Consider the following 21,407-nt stretch of genomic DNA (forward strand, 5'->3'; position numbering starts at 1 on the left):
GGCCCAGCCGGCGATCTATTGCAAATGGCTATTCCGTCAGCCTGAGCCTGACTTGCGCTGCAAAGTCATCGCCGCGCTGTTCGAAATTGTCATATTGGTCGAAACTGGCGGCGGCCGGTGCCAACAGCACCGTTTCACCGGCCTCGGCATCCTCCATGGCTTGTGCCACGGCGGCCTCCATCGTGGTGCAGACCTGCGCGTCTGCTTCAAGCTGCATCGCAAAACCGGCCGCTTCGCGTCCGATCACATACGCCTTGATGACCTCGCCCGTCGCCGTGTTCAGGGCTGATATGCCGCCCTCTTTCTCAAGACCGCCGCAAATCCATCGGATTTTTTTGAACGCGGTCAATGCCTTCACGGCGCTGTCGACATTGGTCGCCTTGGAGTCGTTGACGTAGGTAACCCCATCGGCCTCGGCGATGATCTGGCTGCGATGCGGCAGACCCGGATAGGAATGCAGCGCATCCTCGATCACGCGCGGGGCAAGGCCCAGCGACCGGCAGGCGGCGTAGGCCGCGCAGGCATTCTGGTGATTATGCGCACCGGGCAGGCCCTTGATGGCGCGCAGGTCGATAGACCCCGCCTGCCGCCCCTTGCGGTATTCCGACAGGAACCCTTTGCGCGCAAAGACCTGCCAGCCCGGCCCGGTCAGCTTCCGCGCCACCGAGACACGGATCACCCGGTCATCCGATGGCCCTTCGGCCAGTTGCCCGGCCAAAAACGCACCTTCGGTTTCGTCGACGCCAATGATCGCGCGGTCGGGGCCGCCTTCGGAAAAGAGGCGCCGTTTGGCCGCGAAATATCCACCCATGCCGCCGTGGCGGTCCAGATGATCGGGCGACAGGTTGGTGAACACCGCCACATCGGGGGTCAGAGCGCGGGCCAGTTCCGTCTGATAGCTGGAAAGCTCCAGCACCACGACCGAACCATCTCCGCCCGGATCGATATCCAGAACACCGCGCCCGATATTGCCCGCCAACTGCGCCTCGCGCCCGGCCTCGGTCAGAATGTGGTGGATCAACGCCGCCGTGGTCGATTTCCCGTTCGATCCCGTCACCGCAATCACGCGCGGCGGCGTGTCGTAACCGTTCCATTCCGCCCCCGCGAAGGAGCGGAAGAACAGGCCGATGTCATTGTCCACAGGCACGCCTGCATCCAGGGCTGCCGCCACCACGGGGTTCGGTTCAGGATAGAGATGCGGAATGCCCGGTGAGACGATCAGCGAGGCAATGTCGTCAAATGCCCCATGCTTGCGCAGGTCGGCGCAAAAGAAGCCCTCGCCTTCGGCGGTTTCACGGGCGGCCGGGTTGTCATCCCAGCACACTGGCTCGGCCCCGCCCGCACTCAGGGCGCGCGCAGTGGCCAAGCCGGATCGGCCCAGCCCCAGAACAGCTACTCTCTGTCCTGTAAAGCCTTTGACCGGGATCATTTGTTAGTCACCGAAGTACCTGACGAGTACGATTGCTATGGAAATAATAGTAAACACTACTACCGCGAGCGACCTCCACCCCATGTAGTTCACGAATTGCAGCTCTAAGCTCTTGCCTTTGCTCAAAACTTTCAGACCGGAATCATAAGTATAGGCAAGGCTCAAAAGAAACCCGGAAAAACAAATAAAAGCGCCAAACGCACAAGCCGCACCATACAAAGAAAAGGCAAATTTTTCAGCAAACCAAAGCGTTGCTATGCCGAACCCCAGCATTCCCCCAAATCCTCGAGCGAAATTTGCAACTCGGCCTGAGTTTGTGCTCGAGTCTGTGAAGTCAAAATGCATCGTTTGTATTCCTTTATCTTACCTTCAGCGTCGCCAGACCGATCATCGCCAGGATCAGCGAGATGATCCAGAAGCGGATCACGATGGTCGGCTCGGCCCAGCCTTTTTTCTCATAGTGGTGATGGATCGGGGCCATCAGGAAGACCCTCTTGCCCGTGCGTTTGAAATAGAGGACCTGAATGATCACGCTCAGCGCCTCGACCACGAACAGGCCGCCGACCACGGCCAGAACCAGCTCGTGCTTGGTGGCCACGGCGATGGCACCCAATGCGCCGCCCAGGGCCAGCGAGCCGGTGTCGCCCATGAACACTGCCGCCGGGGGGGCGTTGTACCAGAGAAACCCGAGGCCGGCTCCGAACAGCGCGGAGGTGAAGATGAAGATCTCACCGGTACCGGGGACGTAATGCACATCGAGATATTCGGTGAAGTCGACCCGACCCACCGCATAGGCGATCACGCCCAGGGTCGAGGCCGCGATCATCGCCGGCATGATGGCCAGCCCGTCCAGACCGTCGGTCAGGTTCACCGCATTGGCGGCCCCCACGATCACGACAATCGCAAAGGGGATATAGAAGATGCCCAGATTGACCAGCGTGTCCTTGAAGACGGGTACGGCCAGTTGGTTCTGCAAGGCTTCGGGATGGTGCAAGGTCGCCCAAAGCGAGGCCAGCACGGCGATGATCACGCCCAACGCCAGACGCATCCGGCCCGAAACCCCTTGCGTGTTCTGTTTTGAAACCTTGGCATAGTCGTCCGCAAACCCGATGGCCGCATATGACAAGGTCACAAAAAGAACCATCCAGACATAAGGGTTGTCCAACCGCGCCCAGACAAGGGTTGACGTGACCAGAGCGCCGACAATCAGCAACCCGCCCATCGTAGGTGTGCCTGCCTTGGAAAAATGCCCTTCGGGGCCGTCGTCACGGATTGGCTGGCCCTTGCCCTGTTTCTTGCGCAGCACGTTGATCAGGGGTTTTCCGAAGATGAACCCAAAGATCAGCGCAGTCATGAAGGCACCGCCTGCACGGAAGGTGATATACCGGAAGAGGTTCCAGAAATCCCCTCCGTCCGACAGAGCGGTCAACCAGTACAGCATGACAATACCTTTCTCACACGAGGCGCGCGGGCAAGTTCACCCGTCAAGCGCGCCCCCTTGCCCCATTTTGCGCAGACCGTCAACAATCGCGGCCAACGCCATGCTGAGCGAGCCCTTGGCGAGCACCGTGTCGCCATCCCGGATCAACGCAGGCAGATGTTCGGCCATTTCGGCGCTGGTTGCGAACCAGAGTCCACGTTTCTTTTCTGGCAGCGCGTGGTGCATCGCCTGCATCAACGGCCCGATGCAATGAACCTGATCCACATGCGCCATCGCCTTGATATCTGCCATGGCGGCATGCATGGCCTCTTCCTGGGCGCCCAGTTCCTTCATGTCACCCAGAAACGCTATGCGGCGGGTGCCTTTGGAGGCGGCCAAGACATCCAGCGCAGCCTCCATCGAGGTCGGGTTGGCGTTGTAGCTGTCATCCAAAAGCTCGATCTGCCCACCCCCTGACAATGGCAAGCTTTCACGTACCCCGCGCCCCTTGACGGGTGACCACGCAGGCAGGCCCGCGATGGCCTGATCCAGATCGACCCCCAATTCGACGCAGGCCGCCAAAGCGCCAAGCGCGTTCATCGCGAAATGCGTGCCGGCGGAGTTCACCTTGAATTGGATCACCTGATCACCGACCAGTGCCCTGGCCTTCACTGCGTTGGACTCGGGTCGAACATCGGTCAGCCGGTAATCCGCCGCGCTGCGCCCAAAATCGACAATCCCTGCCCCCTGCTCCAGCGCGGTTTGGCGCAGGATGTCCGCGTGGTCGATATCTGCGTTGACGATCGCGGCCCCGCCGGGTTCGAGCCCTTCGAAGATCGCCGCTTTTTCATGGGCAATGCCGGCCACCGACTCGAAGGCTTCCAGATGCACCGCCGCCACGGTCGTCACCAGCGCCACATGCGGGCGGGCCTGTTTGGCCAGCGGGGCAATTTCACCGGGGTGATTCATGCCGATCTCGATCACCGCAAATTCGGTGTCGCGGGGCATCCGCGCAAGGGTCAGGGGCACGCCCCAATGGTTGTTGTAACTGGCGACGCTGGCGTGGGTTTTCCCTTGCGTTTCCAGGATTGTCGCCAGCATCTCCTTGGTCGACGTTTTACCCACGCTGCCCGTCACGCCGACCACGCGCGCATCCGTTCGGGCCCGTGCCGCCTGCCCCAACGCTTCAAGACCTGCCTGTACGTCCTGGACGATCAGCAGAGGAGCCCCGTCTGGTACATCGTCCGGAACACGGGAAACCAGCGCGGCACCAGCCCCTTTTTCCAACGCCTGAGCTACGAAATCATGCCCGTCCCGCGCCGCTTTCAGCGCCACGAACAGATCGCCGGGCTGAAGGGTGCGGGTGTCGATGGAGACACCATTTGCCGCCCAGTCGGTCGTCGCCTGACCGCCCGTCGCTTTGGCCGCATCGGATGCTGTCCAGAGCGTCATGCGACCCTCCCGTCCAGTGCTGCCACGGAAATGCTGGCCTGTTCCACATCGTCGAAGGGCAGAACCTGATCCCCCACGATCTGTCCGGATTCATGGCCCTTTCCGGCAATCAGCAGAGCGTCGCCCGGTTGCAGCGCATCGATGCCGCGCAGGATGGCCTCGGCGCGATCGCCGACTTCGGTCACGCTGGCGTCGCCGGCGGCCTCTGAAGCGCCCGCCATCACGGCCGCACGGATGACAGCAGGATCTTCGCTGCGCGGGTTGTCGTCGGTGACAAAGACCACATCTGCGTGGTTGGCTGCCGCCTTGCCCATCAACGGGCGCTTGGTGGCGTCGCGATCCCCGCCCGCGCCAACAATGGCAATCAGACGGCCCATCACATGCGGGCGCAGCGCCTTGAGTGCTGTGGCGACAGCGTCAGGCGTGTGGGCATAATCCACGAACACCGTCGCGCCATTGTCACGCGTGGCGGCCAGTTGCATCCGCCCGCGAACCGTCGTCAGGTGGGGCAGAGTTTCAAAAACGCGTTCGGGGCCGTCCCCGGCTGCGATCACCAGCCCACAGGCCAGCAGGATGTTTTCGGCCTGAAACCCGCCGATCAGGTTCAGGCGGGTCTGGAACGTTCGGCCCTGCCACGCAAAGCGCAGGTCTTGCCCCGTGGCGTCGAACCGTTGGTTGATCATGCACAGGTCAGCATCGCCCAGCCCGACCGTCAGCACCGACTGACCACGTGCCTCGGCAATCCGCCTGATCTGAGCCCCTTTAGGGTCGCTCAGGTTGACGACAGCTGTTCCGTCCTGCGGCAAAACCCGGTCGAACAGACCAGCCTTTGCGTTGAAATAAGCCTCGAAGGTTTCGTGGTAATCCAGATGATCCTGCGTGAAGTTCGAGAAGCCGGCGGCGGTCAGATGAACGCCATCAAGACGGCGCTGTTCAAGGCCGTGGGACGACGCCTCCATTGCGGCATGGGTCACGCCGTTCTCGGCCGCCTCGGCCAGACAGCGGTGCAAGGTGATCGGCTCGGGCGTGGTATGGGCCAGCGGCGCTGTCCAGGCACCCTCGACCCCGGTGGTGCCGAGGTTGATGGCGGCATGGCCAAGCTCGGTCCAGATCTGCTGGACAAAGGTGGAAACAGACGTTTTGCCATTCGTTCCCGTGACGGCCACGATGGTTTGCGGCTGCGCCCCGAACCACAGCGCCGCGGCACCGGCCAGCGCCTGACGCGGGTCTTCCACCACGACCAGCGCTGCGTCCGAGGCTGCCAGTTCGGCCTCGGCGATCTCTGCCCCTTTGGCATCGGTCAGAATCGCAGCGGCCCCCATGCGCAGGGCAAACTGGATGAACTCTCCGCCATGAACGCGGGAACCGGGCAGCGCGGCAAACAGAAAGCCGTCTTTCACCTCGCGGCTGTCAACGGCCAGACCAGTGATATCCGGGTTTGCGCCCTCTCTTGCGGTCAGGGCCAGCTGGCTGAGTTTCTTCGTCCTTGTGCCCATGACCCACCTCTTGCCGGACAGCCTAGTTTGAGGTCAGCGTTATAGCAGCGCCCGCCTCAGGCTCAAGCCGGGGACGTAGCCCCAACAACGGTGCGACGCGACCGATGAGTTCGGCGGCAACAGGCACCGCAGTCCAACCGGCCGTGCGGCGCTTTTCACCGTAGGCCACGATCGAAGGTTCGTCCAACGTGACGATCAGAACGTATTGCGGGTCATAGGCCGGGAAGATCGTCGCAAAGGTGGCAATGACCTTGTCGTCGTAATACCCGCCGCGCGGTTTGGGCTTGTCGGCCGTACCGGTCTTGCCCGCCACGTCATAGCCCTTGACCTCGGCGAAACTGGCGGTGCCGTCCGTTACCACCTTGCGCAGCATTTTCTGCGCCTGACGTGCGGTGTCCTGTGACATGACACGAGGCCCGTATTGCGTGCCGTTCTGGCGCAGGATGGTCGGGCTGACGTAATGCCCGCCATTGGCAATCGCAGCATATCCGGCGGCCAGATGCATCGGACTGGTCGACAGGCCATGACCATAGGAAATTGTCACGGTGCTGAGCTCGCCCCATTTCTTCGGCTTCAGCGGCACGCCGCCCTTGGCCTCGACAATCTCGAATGGGGTCGGATCGAACATGCCAAGCGCGTCCAGAAACTCCTGCTGCCGTTTGGCCCCGATTTGCAAGGCCAGACGCCCCGTGCCACGGTTCGAGCTGTGGACGATCACATCCGCCACGCTGATCTTGCCATAGTTCTTGCCGTTGAATTCGCCTATGGGAAAGCGGCCGATCTTCATCGGCCCGGACGTATCGATGATGGTGTTCGAATTCACCAATCCAAGTTCAACGGCCTGGGCCGCGGTGAAAATCTTGAAAACGGACCCCAGTTCGTACACGCCTTGCACATAACGGTTGAACAGCGGGCTGTCCGAGGGGTCAAAGCCCGAGGTCGGCGGGCGCGGACGGTCATTCGGATCAAAAGAAGGCAGCGAAGCAGCTGAAATGACCTCGCCCGTATGCGCGTTCATCAGAACGGCCGAGGCCCCCTTGGCGTTCATGATCTTCATGCCGCCATCGAGAACCTGTTCAACCGCGGCCTGAATGGTCAGGTCCAGCGACAGTTGCAGCGGCTTGTTGCCGTTGGCCGGATCGCGCAGATAATCGTCGAACTGCTTTTCCACACCGGCCACGCCGATCACTTCGGCGGCGCTGACGCCTTCACGCCCAAAACCGGCCCCGCCCAGGATATGAGCGGCCAGCCGCCCGTTGGGGTAAAGCCGCATTTCTCGCGGGCCGAACAGGATGCCGGGATCACCGATGTCGTGCACGGCCTGCTTCTGCTCGGGCGAAATGCGTTTCTTGATCCACAGGAATTTGCGGTTGCCGGTGAAGTCCTTGATCAGCCGCTCTTTGTCCAGATCAGGAAAAATCGCTACCAACTGGTCTGCGGCGGCAACGGGGTCGATCATCAAAGGGGGCTGTGCGTAAACGGAATAGGTGTCCAGATTGGTGGCCAGTATGCGCCCTTCGCGATCGACGATGTTGGCGCGCTGCATGGCAATCGCTGCTCCCGGCGCGCTGGCCAGAGGCTCTTGTGCTTCCGAGGTCGCCAACATGCCCATGCGGACACCGACAACTGAAAATGCGCAGAAGAAGAACAGACCAAGCACCAGCAGACGCCCTTCGGCGCGGGCGCGGGCGCGATCTTTCATCTCTTCGTGGCGCTTGCGGATGTTTTCACGCTCGATTGCCTTGGGGTTTTCGCCTCGGGCGCGGGCATCAAGGATTCGGGCCAGGGGGCGCAGAGGGGTGCGTGTCATGGAATCTGCACCTCGCCCAAAGCCTGAATATCGGTGATGGCCTGCAATTCAATCGGATCAACGACAGGCAGGTCCGGGTCTTCGGCATAGGCGATCTGATCCGCGCGTCCGAACTGCTCGGCCCGCAACGGCAGCAGGCCAAGGCGTTCAAAGTTCAGGTCGGCCAGTTCGCGCAGCCTGTCCGGGCGGTTCAGATAAGCCCATTCCGCGTTCAGAACGGCCAGCCGCACCTGTGCCATTCCGATCTCGCGCTGCAAAGACTGCGTTTCCTTGACCACTTGTTGGGTTCGGTAGTTTTCCTGATAGGCCCACAAAGCAAGGCCGAATACGGACAGAGCAGTCAACACATACAAAACACTCTTCATCTTGCCCTTCCCCCCAGTTGCGGCATCCCGATGGCCCGCGATTCGATTTCCCCCGCCGGAGCATCGGTTCGTATCGCCACGCGCAGTTTGGCTGACCGTGCACGCGGGTTTTCCCGCAACTCCTGTTCGTCAGGACCCACCGCCTTGCGGGTCTTCAACGTGAACTGAGGCTGTTCCTGTTCAATCTCGGGTGCATAGCGGTTCGCACGCCCCGTCTTTCCCGCGCGGGACTGGAAAAACCGTTTCACCATCCGGTCTTCGATGGAATGGAACGTGACGACAGCCAATTGCCCGCCGGGTTTCAATGCACGTTCAGCGGCCATCAATCCCTGAAACAGCTCTTCATATTCTGCATTCACGGCGATCCGCAGCCCTTGAAAGCTGCGCGTGGCCGGGTGGGATTGCCCCGGTTTCGGACGTGGCAGGCAGGATTCGATGATCTCGGCCAGACGCAGGGTCGTGGTAATCGGCTCTTCCGCGCGCGCTTTGACAATCGCCCTGGCAATCCGGCGGCTGGCGCGTTCTTCACCATAATGGAACAGGATGTCGGCCAATTGCGCCTCGGTCGCGGTATTGACCAGATCGGCAGCGCTTTCGCCATCCTGGCTCATGCGCATGTCCAAAGGGCCATCCTTCATGAAGGAAAATCCACGGTCGGCCTGGTCCAGTTGCATCGAGGAAACGCCAAGGTCAAGCACAACGCCGTCCAGATCCTGCGCATATTCATCCATACGAGAGAACACGCCGGGCTGCATCACCAGCCGGTCGCCATACGCGCCCGCCCAGTCTGACGCCATCTCAAAAGCCAGCGGATCGCGATCAACACCGATCACCTTGTCGGCCCCGGCGTCCAGCAATCCGCGGGTGTACCCGCCTGCGCCGAAGGTGCCGTCCAGCCAGACGCCCGTGACCGGCGCCACCGCCGCCAGGAGCGGGCGCAGCAAGACAGGGATGTGAGGCGCGTCCGGTTGTGGGTGATCCGCGGCCGCCATGCCGTCACCCGCCCTCGACTTCATCGAGGAATTGCAGCGGGTCAACATCGTCGCCAAGGCCGTCGAGCCATTCCTCGGTCGCCGCCAGTTCCTCGGATTCGTAGGTCTCGGGCTTCCAGATCTGAAAAGTATCCCCGGCGGCGATAAAAAACGCCTCGCCCTCAAGACCGATCTTCTTGCGCAGCTTTGCCGGCAGGACCAGCCGCCCGGTTTCATCGACATTGGTCGGGAAGGACTGCCCGTGGAACAGGCGCTGCAACATCTTGCGCTTCATCGAGCCGCGTGGCAGCGCGTCAATCTTGGCATCGACCTCGTCGATCGCCTCCATCGTGTAGCATTCCAGGTATTTGCGGCGATGATCCCCGTAGACGATCACAAGCTCTGGATTGTCGCCGGGCTGCCAGTTGGAATCGGAGGCTTCAAGCACACGGCGAAACGAGGCCGGGATCGACACCCTGCCTTTCGCATCCACCTTATGGTGGCTTTCACCTCTGAACCTGCGCGCCAAGACGACTGTCCCTTTCGCTTGCGCCCCACTTGAAATTCGCGTTCCCCCCGGATGAAAAACGGCGGGTTGATCTGCTGCCACTGATCAACCCGCCGCATTGACCCGCTGTGCGGGATGTCCAGCTGCACGCGCCACCTGGGGGGATGTCTGCTCGCCCGCGCGCCGGATCTCTTGATTGATGAAAGCGAGATGCCTGTATGAAACCTGATTATTTTTGGTCGGGGTCGTTTGGTGCCCCTGCTGCCTCGTCCTCATCGGATGCATTAGGGATGCCATGGGAATTCATGGAAATCAACAGGAATTTTGCCAACCGTATTCCCTGAATCACCCTGGGGATACAATATCACCATGAAATTTGAGCACAACAACACTAACTGTAGGAGTCACTGTTACAACACCCCCTAGATTTAGATAATATGAAGCTGAAAATTTTTTCCCATGATTTCCCGAAAAAACTGGATGATTAGCATTCAGGATGGAAAAACCCGGCATCCATGGGCGGCGATCTTGCAGAATCATTCGCATTTCGCGCGCAATTCCGGCGGGACATCCCCTCGACAACCACATTAGCCCATGAAGTCCCGTGGCATTCGGGCAGTACACTCCGCGACCTGCGAGACCGGCAAATCGTGCACCAGGGAATAGCTGAACCGCCGCGCCTTGCCTGGCGCTTCGGTCACACGCACGTCTTGAGTGGTTTTGTTGCGCACAAATTCCAGCCAACACCGCTCAATTAAAAGGCAAGCCGTCGGAAGGCCATGTTTCCGCCGTCACCCGTGACCCAAGGGAAGGCCCAATGATTCAAGGCGCATTTCGAGTTGAAGGAAAAAACTGAACCAATCTATGCGCTTGCTGCATAGCAGCATTGACGATGCGACCTATTGTGCAATCGCAGCATTTGCCTATTTTCAACCTCAAGCAAGGGCCGAGCGTTATCGGCAAAGCAAATGAATACGGATGATGAGCATGGCAGTCGCAAGCACATATACAGCCTCGAAGAGCGCATCGGCGTTCGGGATCGCAACTTTGATCGAAAACGCAAAGGCGCGTTTTGCCCGCTATCGTATGTATCGCCAGACCGTCAATGAGCTGGCAGGGCTGTCGGACCGTGAACTGGCCGATCTGGGCCTGCATCGGTCCATGATCCGTCGGGTGGCCATGCAGGCCGCCAACGATCACATCGCGCAATAAGCGCGCCACGAATACCGAGATCAGGCCCTTCCTCCTCCCTTAGGGTCTGTTATCAGCGGCAACGTCTCTCCTCCTCCCTGACGTTGCCGCACCTTATACCGGCCTCAACCCGCCGGATCCTGATACATCGAGGCTCTCCTCCTCCCTGCCTTGATGTTGAAAGCGCGCGGCGACGTCCTCCTCCTCCCTGACGTCGCCGCGTCTTCCTCATACCGGGTTCAAACCCGGGTTCGAATACATCGGGGCTCTCCTCCTCCCTGCTCTGATGTTGACAAGACGGCGGTTCCCCTTCCTCCTCCCTGGGAACCGCCGTTTTTTTCGACACCAGTGCAAGATGGCCCGCTGATTTCTGATCCCAAGGAAACGATAGCCGCCTGTTTCATCGCGCAGATCGACACCCACGACCCGGATGGGTAACAGGATGATCCGGCGGGTTTGATGCGGAACTTCGACCGCCACAAGGGCCGACTGCTCACGGTCTCATCGAAACCGGTCGAACGGATCGAAGGCGATTGGCCCAAAGGTGGCATTGTGCTGATGGAGCTTACGGACCTTGCCACGGCGAAAGCCAGGAAAGACGACCCCGACTACATCGGGCTGGCGAGAATCCGGCAAGCTACCGCCTCGACCAATCTGGTTCTGGTCGAAGGGATATGACGCCTCAGAACGGGACGTCATCCTTGTTGGTCAGAAAACGCGAGACCACTTTCTTTGTGCCGGCCTTGTCGAATTCGACCTCGACCTTGTCGCCCTCGATCCCGACAACCGCGCCATAGCCGAATTTCTGGTGGAACACCCGTTCCCCCAGCGTGAAACTGGCCACGGCGGTCGCGTCGATCACCGTGTTGCGGGATTCGCGCGGCTGAGACATACCGTATTGCCCCTGGCGCGCCTGCATCCGCCTCCAGCCCGGCGAGTTGTAGACATTCGCTTCGGCCGCGCGGGTCTCGATACCGGCCGACATCTGACTGTTGCCGTGCAGCCCGGCCCCTGGCAAAACCTCAACGTGATCTTCCGGCAATTCGTCGATGAACCGGGACGGCATCGAGTTCTGCCACTGCCCGAACACCCGCCGGTTGGCGGCAAAGGAAATGGTACACACCTCCTCGGCACGAGTGATGCCGACATAGGCCAGACGGCGTTCTTCCTCGAGGCCCTTGAGCCCGGATTCGTCCATCGACCGTTGCGAGGGGAACAGACCGTCCTCCCACCCCGGCAGGAAGACCGCGGGAAACTCAAGCCCTTTGGCTGCGTGCAGCGTCATGATCGAGACCTTGGGCCCACCGCTGTCCTGTTCGTTGTCCATCACCAGACTGACATGTTCGAGGAACCCTTGCAGGTTTTCGAAATTGTCCAGCTGATTGACCAGTTCCTTGAGGTTTTCAAGGCGCCCCGGCGCTTCGGGCGTCTTGTCGTTCTGCCAATGGGCGGTATAGCCGGATTCGTCGAGAATGATCTGCGCAAGTTCGATATGCGTATGCTCGGGTGCGCCGAATCGCATGGGCGAACCGTCATCGATCACCGAATCGTCGTCCACCTCGATCCGCGGCCCACGCGTCATCGCATTCCAACGCGCCAGACCGTCGATCAGTTCGCGCAGCGCCTTGCCGCCCTTGCCCTTGATCAACCCGTTATCGACGGCAATCCGAGCCCCTTCGACCAGTGACACCCCATTTTCGCGCGCGGTCATCTGGATGGTTTGCTGCGCCTTGTCGCCAAGGCCGCGCTTGGGGGTGTTCACGATCCGCTCGAAGGCCAGATCATCCTCGGGGGAAACCACCAGCCGGAAATAGGCCATGGCATCGCGGATCTCCATCCGTTCATAGAATCGCGGGCCGCCGATCACCTTGTAGGGCAAACCAATGGTCAGAAACCTGTCTTCGAAGGCGCGCATCTGGTGGCTGGCGCGGACAAGGATAGCCATCTCATCAAGGTTCATAGGGCGAATACCACGCGTACCGCCCTGCATCGCGTCAATCTCCTCGCCGATCCAGCGGGCCTCTTCTTCACCATCCCAATGGCCGATCAGATTGACCTTGTGGCCTTCCTCGGCATCGGTCCAAAGCTCCTTGCCCAGACGATTTTCATTGCCGCGGATGACGTTCGAGGCGGCGGCCAGAATATGAGGGGTCGAGCGATAGTTCTGTTCCAACCGCACCACATACGCGCCGGGGAAATCCTTTTCGAACCGCAGGATGTTGCCCACTTCGGCACCGCGCCAGCCATAGATCGACTGGTCGTCATCGCCGACGCAACAGATGTTCTTGTGCCCACCCGCCAGCAGCCGCAGCCACAGGTACTGGGCGATGTTGGTGTCCTGGTATTCGTCCACCAGGATATAGCGGAACCAGCGCTGGTATTGCTCCAGAACATCCTGATGGGTCTGGAAGATCGTAACCATGTGCAGAAGCAGATCGCCGAAATCCACCGCATTCAACTCTCGCAGGCGGGTCTGGTATTGGGCATATAGCTCAATGCCCTTGTTGTCATAGGCCCCGGCATCGGCGGCTGGCACCTTGTCGGGTGTCAGCGCACGGTTCTTCCAATCGTCGATGACTCCCAGCAACATCCGCGCAGGCCAGCGTTTGTCGTCGATATTTGCGGCCTGCACCAACTGCTTGAGCAGGCGCAGCTGGTCGTCGGTATCCAGTATGGTGAAGTTCGACTTCAGATCGACCAGCTCTGCATGCCGGCGCAGCAGTTTGACGCAGATCGAATGAAAGGTGCCCAGCCACGGCATCCCCTCGGCGGGCTGTCCCAGCAGGCGGCCAACCCGTTCCTTCATCTCGCGTGCGGCCTTGTTGGTGAACGTGACCGACAGAATTTCGTTCGGGCGTGCGCGCGCGGTGTTGAGAAGATGCGCAATACGGGTGGTCAACGCCTTGGTCTTGCCGGTGCCGGCACCGGCCAGCATCAGAACCGGTCCATCCAGCCGCTCGACCGCGTCCCGTTGTGCCGGGTTCAGCTCATCCAGATAGGGCGAAGGGCGCACGGCCATGGCCCGCGCCGACAGCGAAGCGCCCTCGAAGGCGTCCATTTCGTCAAAACTGCTCATGGCCCCAAACTACGCTGGAAAAGCGCGAAGGGAAAGGGTTTGTTCACGGCTTGTTCGCAGACTTTTCGCACTTCTTTTTATGTTCAATTCTAAACAAACACGCCACCGCCCTGCACCCCCGTTAACTCTCTGTAAAACCCTGACTGGGATGCTTGGCCGTGTGTTGTGGGAGCGGACATATGAAACAAGCGAAACTGACAGGTCAGTCCTCGAGGCTTAAAATGATAGGCGTAGCCCTGATGCTGCTCGTGCTGACGGCAGCAGCGGGCTGGGGGATCTATGCCGTCCCGGCGCCAGTGGTTGATCGCATGCTGGAAACAGACCTGCGAAAAACCGCGATGCGGATGAGCCGCCAGGTCGAAAGCCATCTGAACGATCTTGAACAGGCATTCCGTTTCCACACATTGAGCGAGCATGACGAGGAGTTTCTGGAGTTACTGCCCGAAACCACAGACATTTACCGCTTCAAGCTGTTTGATGCGTCGGGGCAAGTGTTCTGGTCGACCCGTGCAAGCGACGTCGGGTTCGTGAATGAGAAACCCTATTTCCAGTCGATCGTCGCCGCCGGGGGCCTTTATTACAAACACGAAGAGAAGCCGATTACCGAAGTCGGCTCCTTTGTTGTCGACAATTCCTGGGATTCGGAACTGAGCAGCCGCCATGTGGCCGAGGTCTACACGCCGATCATCAAGGATGCGACGTTCCTGGGCGCGATCGAGTTCTATTCCGACATAACCGACCTGCGGAACCTGTTCATCACGCGCGTTCGCCTGTCGCTTGCGCTGCTCAGCGGGATAGCCCTGCTGGCGCTGACGACAGTTATCCTGATTGTTCATCGCACCAACCGTCGACAGGTTCGCGATCTGCGCAAACGGGCCGTAAAAGAGCGGGAACTGATGGACGAACAGCTGCGCCTGGCCCGCGAGGTCCGCCTGCTGGGTGAATTGAACGAATGGCTGCAATCAAGCCGGTCACTGGATGAACTGTTCGACATGGTGTCCCGCTTCATGACCCATATCCTGCCAGAGGCCGACGGCAGCGTGTATGTCTACTCAAACTCACGCGACGTGCTGGATGGCTGCGCCAGCTGGAACGGTGGAACTCATAAATCCCACATTCATCCCGAAGGATGCTGGGGATTGCGGCGCGGCCGAACCTACGAGTTCGGCGCATCCGAGATTGATTTTGTATGCGAACACGCCGAACCGCATGACGGGCGGCCCTATTTCTGCTTTCCCATTCTGGCCCATGGGGAAACCGTTGGTCTTTTGCATCTGCGGGCACTTGAGGGGCGCGAAGACTGTTTCAACAAGAGCCGCAAGCTGGCCCAATTATGCGCCGAACAGATCAGTATGGCGATCGCCAATGTCCGCATGCGGGATCAGCTGCACGACCAATCGGTACGAGACCCGCTGACCGGGCTGTTCAATCGCCGCCATATGACCGAGATGCTGCGCAAGTCCATCAGCCGCAGCCAGCAGACGGGCGCCGCACTAAGCCTGATCGCGGTGGACGTGGATCACTTCAAGAAGTTCAACGATACTCATGGGCATGATGCGGGCGACATGGTGTTGCGCGCCGTCGGCGCCGCCTTGGAGCAAGGGTGCGACCGGGACGAAGTCGCCTGCCGCATCGGTGGCGAGGAGTTCATGCTGATCCTGCCTGACAACAGCCCCGAAGATGCCATGACCCGCGCCGAACAACTGCGCCAGGCGGTTGAAGCCGTTACCGTACGATATGGCGAGAAGGCCTTGCCGCGCATTACGATATCGGTTGGGGTCGCACATTACCCGGCCCACGGCGCCATGCCGCAGGACCTGATGCGCGCAGCCGACGACGCGCTTTATGTCGCCAAGGACAAGGGGCGCAACCAAGTGTATGTTGCAAGCGGCACCGGGAACCAGATTAAAAAAACGCCACCTGAAAACCGGCAACCACCTAAGGATGCAGCTTAAAAAACTTGCCGAATCGCATGGCAGGTCGGATCAATCTGCATGGACTTGCACAGCACCTATCCCGGCATACCGGATCTGAAACACCGTGCGCGCCGTCGCCTGCCGCATTTCGTGTGGGAGTATATCGACAGTGGAACCGGGATTGAGACGACACTGCACCGGAACCGCCAGGCCCTGGATGGTGTGCGCCTCTGCCCCTCGATCCTGCATGGCGAGCTGGACTTTGATACGTCAAAGACGTTTCTCGACGCTTCGTATCCGCTGCCCTTCGGAATCGCGCCGATCGGCATGTCCGGGCTGGTCTGGCCCCGCGCCGAACAGCTGCTTGCCAGCGCGGCCGCAAAGGCGGGTATTCCCTATACTCTGTCGACAGTAGCCAGCCAAAGCCCCGAAGACATGGCACCGCATATTGGGGACAATGCCTGGTTCCAGCTTTACCCGCCCCGAGATCCGGATATTCGAAAGGACCTTCTGAACCGGGTCCGCAAGGCCGGGTTCAAAACCCTGGTCCTCACCGCGGATGTTCCCGTCGCATCGCGCAGGGAAAGGCAGACACGATCGGGCCTGCGGCAACCCCCAAAGCTGACCCCGCGCATTCTGGCGCAGATCGCCCAAAGACCCGCCTGGGCCATCGGCATGCTGCGCAACGGCGTGCCGCACATGCGAACGCTGGACAAATATATCGAAAACCCCGGAGATCTGCCGCCCACGGCTCATATCGGTTACCTGCTTCGAACCTCGCCGGATCTGGACTATGTCAAATGGCTGCGCGACCACTGGGACGGTCCGCTTGTCCTGAAGGGTGTCCTGCGCCCGGAGGATACGAGCCGGCTGGAACAAGTTGGCGTCGACGCCTTGTGGGTGTCGAATCATGGCGGTCGTCAGTTTGATGCGGCCCCGGCCAGCATTGAGGTTCTGCCCTCTGTCCGGGATGCGACCCGCCTGCCCCTGATCTTCGACAGTGGCGTCGAAGGTGGCCTGGATATCTTGAGGGCCATGTCACTGGGCGCAGACTTCGTGATGCTTGGGCGGGCTTTTTTGTATGGTCTCGCGGCACTTGGCGTGCAGGGGCCTGCACATGTCATCGAGATTCTCAGGCAGGACCTGCATGCAAATATGGGCCAGATGGGCCTGGCAAGCCTGTGTCAGATTGAGAGTTAACGTTAAACATTTGATGCTGCGGCGCAGCAAAAGTATAAGGGCGCTGCGATCATAGGGCGTTTGCGAGCGATAACATGCCGGTTCTACCCAGAAGAACGGATATACCTGCGCGTATTCTCCGCCCAAAAAGACGCCCATACACAAAAGACCGGGACCTATCATGACAGACTTCAACAAGATCCTGATCGCCAACCGCGGCGAGATTGCCATCCGCGTCATGCGCGCAGCAAACGAGATGGGAAAACGAACCGTCGCCGTTTACGCTGAAGAAGACAAACTGGGCCTGCACCGGTTCAAGGCGGACGAGGCATATCAGATCGGTGAAGGCATGGGGCCGGTGGCCGCGTATCTTTCGATCGACGAGATCATCCGTGTCGCCAAGCAATGTGGTGCCGACGCGATCCACCCGGGCTATGGCCTGCTGTCCGAGAACCCGGATTTCGTCGATGCCTGCGTCAAGAACGGCATCACCTTCATCGGCCCCAAGGCGGAAACCATGCGCGCGCTTGGCGACAAGGCCAGCGCGCGGCGCGTAGCCATCGAAGCAGGTGTTCCGGTCATTCCTGCCACCGAAGTTCTGGGCGATGACATGGACGCGATCCGCAAGGAGGCCGCCGAAATCGGCTATCCGCTGATGCTCAAGGCGTCCTGGGGCGGCGGCGGGCGCGGGATGCGCCCGATCCAGTCGGAAGACGAGCTGGAAGAGAAAGTGCTGGAAGGCCGTCGCGAGGCCGAAGCCGCCTTTGGCAATGGCGAGGGTTATCTGGAAAAGATGATCATACGTGCGCGCCACGTCGAGGTGCAGATCCTGGGCGACAAACACGGTGAGATCTATCACCTCTATGAACGCGACTGCTCGGTCCAGCGCCGGAACCAGAAGGTCGTGGAACGCGCCCCTGCCCCGTATCTGAGCGACGAACAGCGCGCCGAGATCTGTGAACTGGGCCGCCGTATCTGCGCTCATGTGAACTATGAATGCGCCGGCACGGTCGAGTTCCTGATGGATATGGACACCGGCAAGTTCTATTTCATCGAGGTGAATCCTCGTGTGCAGGTGGAACACACCGTCACCGAAGAAGTCACCGGCATCGACATCGTGCAGGCGCAGATCCTGATCGCCGAGGGCAAACCTCTGGCAGAGGCGACCGGCGCTGCAAGCCAGGCAGACGTACAACTGAACGGCCACGCGTTGCAGACCCGGATCACGACGGAAGACCCGCAGAACAACTTCATCCCCGACTATGGCCGCATCACCGCCTATCGCTCGGCCACCGGTATGGGCATTCGTCTGGATGGCGGCACGGCCTATGCGGGTGGTGTGATCACACGGTATTATGACTCGCTGCTGACCAAGGTTACCGCCTGGGCCCCGACGCCCGAAAAAGCGATCAGCCGGATGGACCGTGCTTTGCGAGAATTCCGAATTCGTGGTGTCAGCACCAATATCGATTTCGTCATCAACCTGCTCAAGCATCCGACCTTTTTGTCGAACGAATACACCACCAAGTTCATCGACACCACGCCCGAGCTGTTCACCTTCAAGAAGCGGCGCGACCGGGGCACCAAGGTTTTGACCTATATCGCGGACATCACCGTGAACGGGCATCCCGAAACCAAGGACCGCCCGCGCCCGCGCGCCGACCTGAAGGAGGCCAGGCCTCCGGCGCTGAAGGCCGAACCGCAGATGGGTACCCGCAACCTGCTCGAGCAGAAGGGCCCGCAGGCGGTGGCCGACTGGATGAAGGCGCAGCGCCAACTGCTGATCACTGACACCACCATGCGCGACGGGCACCAGTCTCTGCTGGCGACGCGGATGCGCTCGATCGACATGATCAAGGTGGCGCCGACCTATGCGGCGAACCTGCCGCAGTTGTTCTCGGTCGAATGCTGGGGCGGCGCGACATTCGACGTCGCCTACCGTTTCTTGCAGGAATGCCCGTGGCAGCGCCTGCGGGACCTGCGCGAGGCGATGCCGAACCTGATGACCCAGATGCTGCTGCGCGGCGCAAACGGCGTGGGATATACGAACTACCCTGACAACGTGGTGCAGGAATTCGTGCGTCAGGCGGCGACAGGAATTGACGTGTTCCGCGTCTTCGACTCGCTGAACTGGGTCGAGAACATGCGCGTGGCGATGGATGCGGTCGTCGAAAGCGGCAAAATTTGTGAAGGTACCGTCTGCTACACCGGCGATATTCTTGACCCGGATCGTGCCAAGTACGACCTGAAATACTATGTCGGCATGGCGAAAGAACTGCGCGACGCCGGCGCGCATATTCTGGGCCTGAAGGACATGGCGGGCCTGCTGAAGCCGGCTGCGGCCAAGATCCTGATCCGCGCGCTGAAAGAAGAGGTCGGGCTGCCGATACACTTCCACACCCATGACACCGCCGGTATTGCCAGCGCGACCATTCTGGCCGCGTCCGAGGCGGGCGTGGATGCTGTTGACTGCGCGATGGATAGCTTCTCGGGCAACACCAGCCAGGCAACACTGGGTACGGTGGTCGAGGCGCTGCGCCACACAGACCGCGACACCGGGCTGGACATCAAGGCCATCCGTGAAATCAGCGATTACTTCGAGGCTGTGCGTGGCCAGTATGCGGCCTTCGAATCCAGCCTTCAGGCCCCGGCGTCCGAAGTTTACCTGCACGAGATGCCCGGCGGTCAGTTCACCAACCTCAAGGCGCAGGCGCGCAGCCTGGGCCTGGAAGAGCGCTGGCACGAAGTGGCACAGATGTATGCCGACGTGAACCAGATGTTCGGTGACATCGTCAAGGTCACGCCGTCTTCCAAGGTCGTTGGCGACATGGCGTTGATGATGGTCAGCCAGAACTTGACCCGTGAACAGGTCGAGGATCCGAATACCGATGTGGCCTTCCCCGATTCGGTCGTGGACATGATGCGCGGCAATCTGGGTCAGCCTCCGGGCGGTTTCCCCGAGACCATCATCAAGAAGGTGCTGAAAGACGAGGTGCCCAACACCCAACGACCCGGCAAGGATGTGCCCCCGGTCGATCTTGAAGCCACCCGCGCCGAGCTGTCCAAGCAGCTGGAAGGCAAAGAGGTCGATGACGAGGATCTGAACGGATACCTGATGTATCCCAAGGTGTTCCTGGACTACATGGGTCGCCACCGGGTCTACGGTCCGGTCCGCACCCTGCCAACGCGCACCTTCTTCTACGGCATGGAGCCGGGCGAGGAGATCACCGCGGAAATCGACCCCGGCAAGACGCTGGAAATCCGCTGTCAGGCCATTGGCGAAACGGATGAAAAGGGCGAGGTCAAAGTGTTCTTTGAACTCAACGGTCAACCGCGCGTGATCCGGGTTCCGAACCGGTTGGTCACCTCGACCACGCAGGCGCGGCCCAAGGCCGAGGTCGGCAACCCGGATCATGTCGGTGCGCCGATGCCAGGTGTTGTTGCCACTGTCGCCGTAACAGCGGGCCAGCAGGTCAAGGAAGGCGACATGCTGCTGACCATCGAGGCGATGAAGATGGAAACCGGCATCCACGCCGAGCGCGATGCGACCGTCAAGGCCGTTCATGTGCAGCCCGGCGGCCAGATTGACGCAAAGGACCTTCTGATCGAGCTGGAATAAGCTGCCGAACCGATTACAGTTCAAAGGGCCGCGCGGGAAACCACGCGGCCCTTTTTCTATGCCGGAGCGGAGACACACCATGCTTGCTATCACCCCGATCTATGCGGCCCTGATCGCTATTCATTATGTGGCACTCAGCGTCAAAGTGATCCTTCAGCGCCGCAGCGACAAAATCTCGGTCGGGGATGGGGGCAGCAAATTGATGATCAAGGCGATACGGACACATTCCAATTGCGCCGAATACGCCCCTATCGCCCTTTTGCTGATCGCCATGGTGGAATTACAGGGCGCCGGAGGGTTGCTTGTGCATATACTGGGTTTGATGTTGCTGGCCGGGCGTCTGCTGCACGCTTACGGATTCGGGCGCACGCCCCAGATCGTCATCCTGCGGCAGGCTGGAATGAGCCTGACGTTCCTGGCCATTCTGGTTGCGGCCATCGCCAACCTGATTCTGGCGCTGTAGGACAGCTGGCGGGTGCTATCCCGTCAGGTCCGTCGTCATCACATGGGGCGCTTTCAACAAAACGGGCGTGATCCGATTGTGTTCGTGATCGTCCGATTCCGGCATCACGGCGACCAGCAAGATCATCGCGGCCAGCGCCATTATCTTCATGTCTGCAACGGATATCATGAAAGCCCCTCTGCCTGTGTCCTTTTTTGATCCGTGTTTGAGATTGAACGGGCCGGATGCCGGGTTCCGTCGAAATACTTTTTTCTCATTTTTGTGTTTTTCCGCTTGCAGCCCCGCGTGGGAATTTATAAATCCCTCCTCACTCAACGGCGCGGGCGTAGCTCAGGGGTAGAGCATAACCTTGCCAAGGTTAGGGTCGGGCGTTCGAATCGCCTCGCCCGCTCCATTGAGAGGTCTTCGGACCACATATGTATCTGATGCGGGCGTAGCTCAGGGGTAGAGCATAACCTTGCCAAGGTTAGGGTCGGGCGTTCGAATCGCCTCGCCCGCTCCAGATACAGAAC

Annotated in this window: 17 protein-coding genes and 2 tRNA genes; 8 read left to right on the forward strand and 11 right to left on the reverse strand. The window is 60.3% G+C overall.

What is annotated here, in order from left to right; all coding sequences use genetic code 11:
• Nucleotides 1-28: 28 nt before the first annotated feature.
• The 9 genes from murD to mraZ all read right to left on the reverse strand — a co-directional run bounded on the left by murD (nucleotide 29) and on the right by mraZ (nucleotide 9,472).
• Nucleotides 29-1,429, reverse strand: a complete 1,401-nt coding sequence (gene murD / locus NOR97_RS10735; protein ID WP_257599085.1) for a UDP-N-acetylmuramoyl-L-alanine--D-glutamate ligase — start codon at nucleotides 1,427-1,429, stop codon at nucleotides 29-31.
• A gap of 3 nt (nucleotides 1,430-1,432) precedes the next feature.
• Nucleotides 1,433-1,702, reverse strand: coding sequence for a hypothetical protein (locus NOR97_RS10740; protein ID WP_257599086.1), 270 nt, complete (start codon nucleotides 1,700-1,702; stop codon nucleotides 1,433-1,435).
• Between the two features lie 85 nt (nucleotides 1,703-1,787).
• Nucleotides 1,788-2,870, reverse strand: a complete 1,083-nt coding sequence (gene mraY / locus NOR97_RS10745) for a phospho-N-acetylmuramoyl-pentapeptide-transferase (protein WP_152458667.1) — start codon at nucleotides 2,868-2,870, stop codon at nucleotides 1,788-1,790.
• Nucleotides 2,871-2,906: 36 nt separating this feature from the next.
• Nucleotides 2,907-4,301, reverse strand: a complete 1,395-nt coding sequence (gene murF, locus NOR97_RS10750; protein WP_257599087.1) for a UDP-N-acetylmuramoyl-tripeptide--D-alanyl-D-alanine ligase — start codon at nucleotides 4,299-4,301, stop codon at nucleotides 2,907-2,909.
• A complete protein-coding gene (locus tag NOR97_RS10755) occupies nucleotides 4,298-5,797 on the reverse strand; it encodes a UDP-N-acetylmuramoyl-L-alanyl-D-glutamate--2,6-diaminopimelate ligase (RefSeq protein WP_257599088.1) in 1,500 nt (499 codons plus the stop codon). The genes murF and NOR97_RS10755 overlap by 4 nt, the downstream gene beginning before the upstream one ends.
• A 22-nt stretch (nucleotides 5,798-5,819) precedes the next feature.
• Nucleotides 5,820-7,607: a penicillin-binding protein 2 gene (locus NOR97_RS10760; RefSeq protein ID WP_257599089.1), complete on the reverse strand. Its 1,788-nt coding sequence runs from the start codon at nucleotides 7,605-7,607 to the stop codon at nucleotides 5,820-5,822.
• Nucleotides 7,604-7,972, reverse strand: a complete 369-nt coding sequence (locus tag NOR97_RS10765; RefSeq protein WP_152458671.1) for a cell division protein FtsL — start codon at nucleotides 7,970-7,972, stop codon at nucleotides 7,604-7,606. Before NOR97_RS10765 ends, NOR97_RS10760 begins: the two co-directional genes overlap by 4 nt.
• A complete protein-coding gene (gene rsmH, locus NOR97_RS10770) occupies nucleotides 7,969-8,964 on the reverse strand; it encodes a 16S rRNA (cytosine(1402)-N(4))-methyltransferase RsmH (RefSeq protein WP_257600865.1) in 996 nt (331 codons plus the stop codon). The genes NOR97_RS10765 and rsmH overlap by 4 nt, the downstream gene beginning before the upstream one ends.
• A 4-nt stretch (nucleotides 8,965-8,968) precedes the next feature.
• Nucleotides 8,969-9,472: a division/cell wall cluster transcriptional repressor MraZ gene (gene mraZ, locus NOR97_RS10775; RefSeq protein WP_257599090.1), complete on the reverse strand. Its 504-nt coding sequence runs from the start codon at nucleotides 9,470-9,472 to the stop codon at nucleotides 8,969-8,971.
• 966 nt (nucleotides 9,473-10,438) lie between these two features.
• Between mraZ and NOR97_RS10780 the strand changes: the two genes are divergently transcribed.
• Both NOR97_RS10780 and NOR97_RS10785 read left to right on the forward strand, forming a co-directional pair.
• Nucleotides 10,439-10,663, forward strand: coding sequence for a DUF1127 domain-containing protein (locus NOR97_RS10780; RefSeq protein ID WP_257599091.1), 225 nt, complete (start codon nucleotides 10,439-10,441; stop codon nucleotides 10,661-10,663).
• 438 nt (nucleotides 10,664-11,101) lie between these two features.
• Nucleotides 11,102-11,320 (forward strand): DUF1330 domain-containing protein, encoded by a 219-nt coding sequence (locus NOR97_RS10785; protein WP_257599092.1) that lies wholly within the window; start codon nucleotides 11,102-11,104, stop codon nucleotides 11,318-11,320.
• A 4-nt stretch (nucleotides 11,321-11,324) separates the two neighbouring features.
• Here NOR97_RS10785 and NOR97_RS10790 read toward each other — a convergent pair whose 3' ends face one another.
• Nucleotides 11,325-13,718, reverse strand: a complete 2,394-nt coding sequence (locus NOR97_RS10790) for an ATP-dependent helicase (RefSeq protein ID WP_257599093.1) — start codon at nucleotides 13,716-13,718, stop codon at nucleotides 11,325-11,327.
• Between the two features lie 179 nt (nucleotides 13,719-13,897).
• On the opposite strand from NOR97_RS10790, the gene NOR97_RS10795 reads away from it, so the two are divergent.
• The 4 genes from NOR97_RS10795 to NOR97_RS10810 all read left to right on the forward strand — a co-directional run bounded on the left by NOR97_RS10795 (nucleotide 13,898) and on the right by NOR97_RS10810 (nucleotide 20,895).
• Nucleotides 13,898-15,673 carry a diguanylate cyclase gene (locus NOR97_RS10795; RefSeq protein ID WP_374041580.1) on the forward strand — a complete coding sequence of 592 codons (1,776 nt, stop codon included), beginning with the start codon at nucleotides 13,898-13,900 and terminating at the stop codon, nucleotides 15,671-15,673.
• A 39-nt stretch (nucleotides 15,674-15,712) separates the two neighbouring features.
• Nucleotides 15,713-16,834, forward strand: coding sequence for an alpha-hydroxy acid oxidase (locus NOR97_RS10800; protein WP_257599095.1), 1,122 nt, complete (start codon nucleotides 15,713-15,715; stop codon nucleotides 16,832-16,834).
• A gap of 160 nt (nucleotides 16,835-16,994) precedes the next feature.
• Entirely contained in the window at nucleotides 16,995-20,432 is a 3,438-nt protein-coding gene (locus NOR97_RS10805) for a pyruvate carboxylase (protein ID WP_170343697.1), read from the forward strand.
• Nucleotides 20,433-20,511: 79 nt separating this feature from the next.
• Nucleotides 20,512-20,895, forward strand: a complete 384-nt coding sequence (locus tag NOR97_RS10810; protein ID WP_257599096.1) for an MAPEG family protein — start codon at nucleotides 20,512-20,514, stop codon at nucleotides 20,893-20,895.
• Between the two features lie 15 nt (nucleotides 20,896-20,910).
• Here NOR97_RS10810 and NOR97_RS10815 read toward each other — a convergent pair whose 3' ends face one another.
• On the reverse strand, nucleotides 20,911-21,063 hold the full coding sequence (locus NOR97_RS10815) for a hypothetical protein (RefSeq protein WP_170343696.1): 153 nt from the start codon (nucleotides 21,061-21,063) through the stop codon (nucleotides 20,911-20,913).
• A gap of 151 nt (nucleotides 21,064-21,214) precedes the next feature.
• On the opposite strand from NOR97_RS10815, the gene NOR97_RS10820 reads away from it, so the two are divergent.
• Nucleotides 21,215-21,289 (forward strand) — tRNA-Gly (locus NOR97_RS10820).
• Between the two features lie 33 nt (nucleotides 21,290-21,322).
• Nucleotides 21,323-21,397, forward strand: a tRNA-Gly gene (locus NOR97_RS10825).
• Nucleotides 21,398-21,407 lie beyond the last annotated feature (10 nt).

The sequence above is a fragment of the Ruegeria sp. YS9 genome (assembly GCF_024628725.1).
In the GTDB taxonomy this organism is placed as follows: domain Bacteria; phylum Pseudomonadota; class Alphaproteobacteria; order Rhodobacterales; family Rhodobacteraceae; genus Ruegeria; species Ruegeria atlantica_C.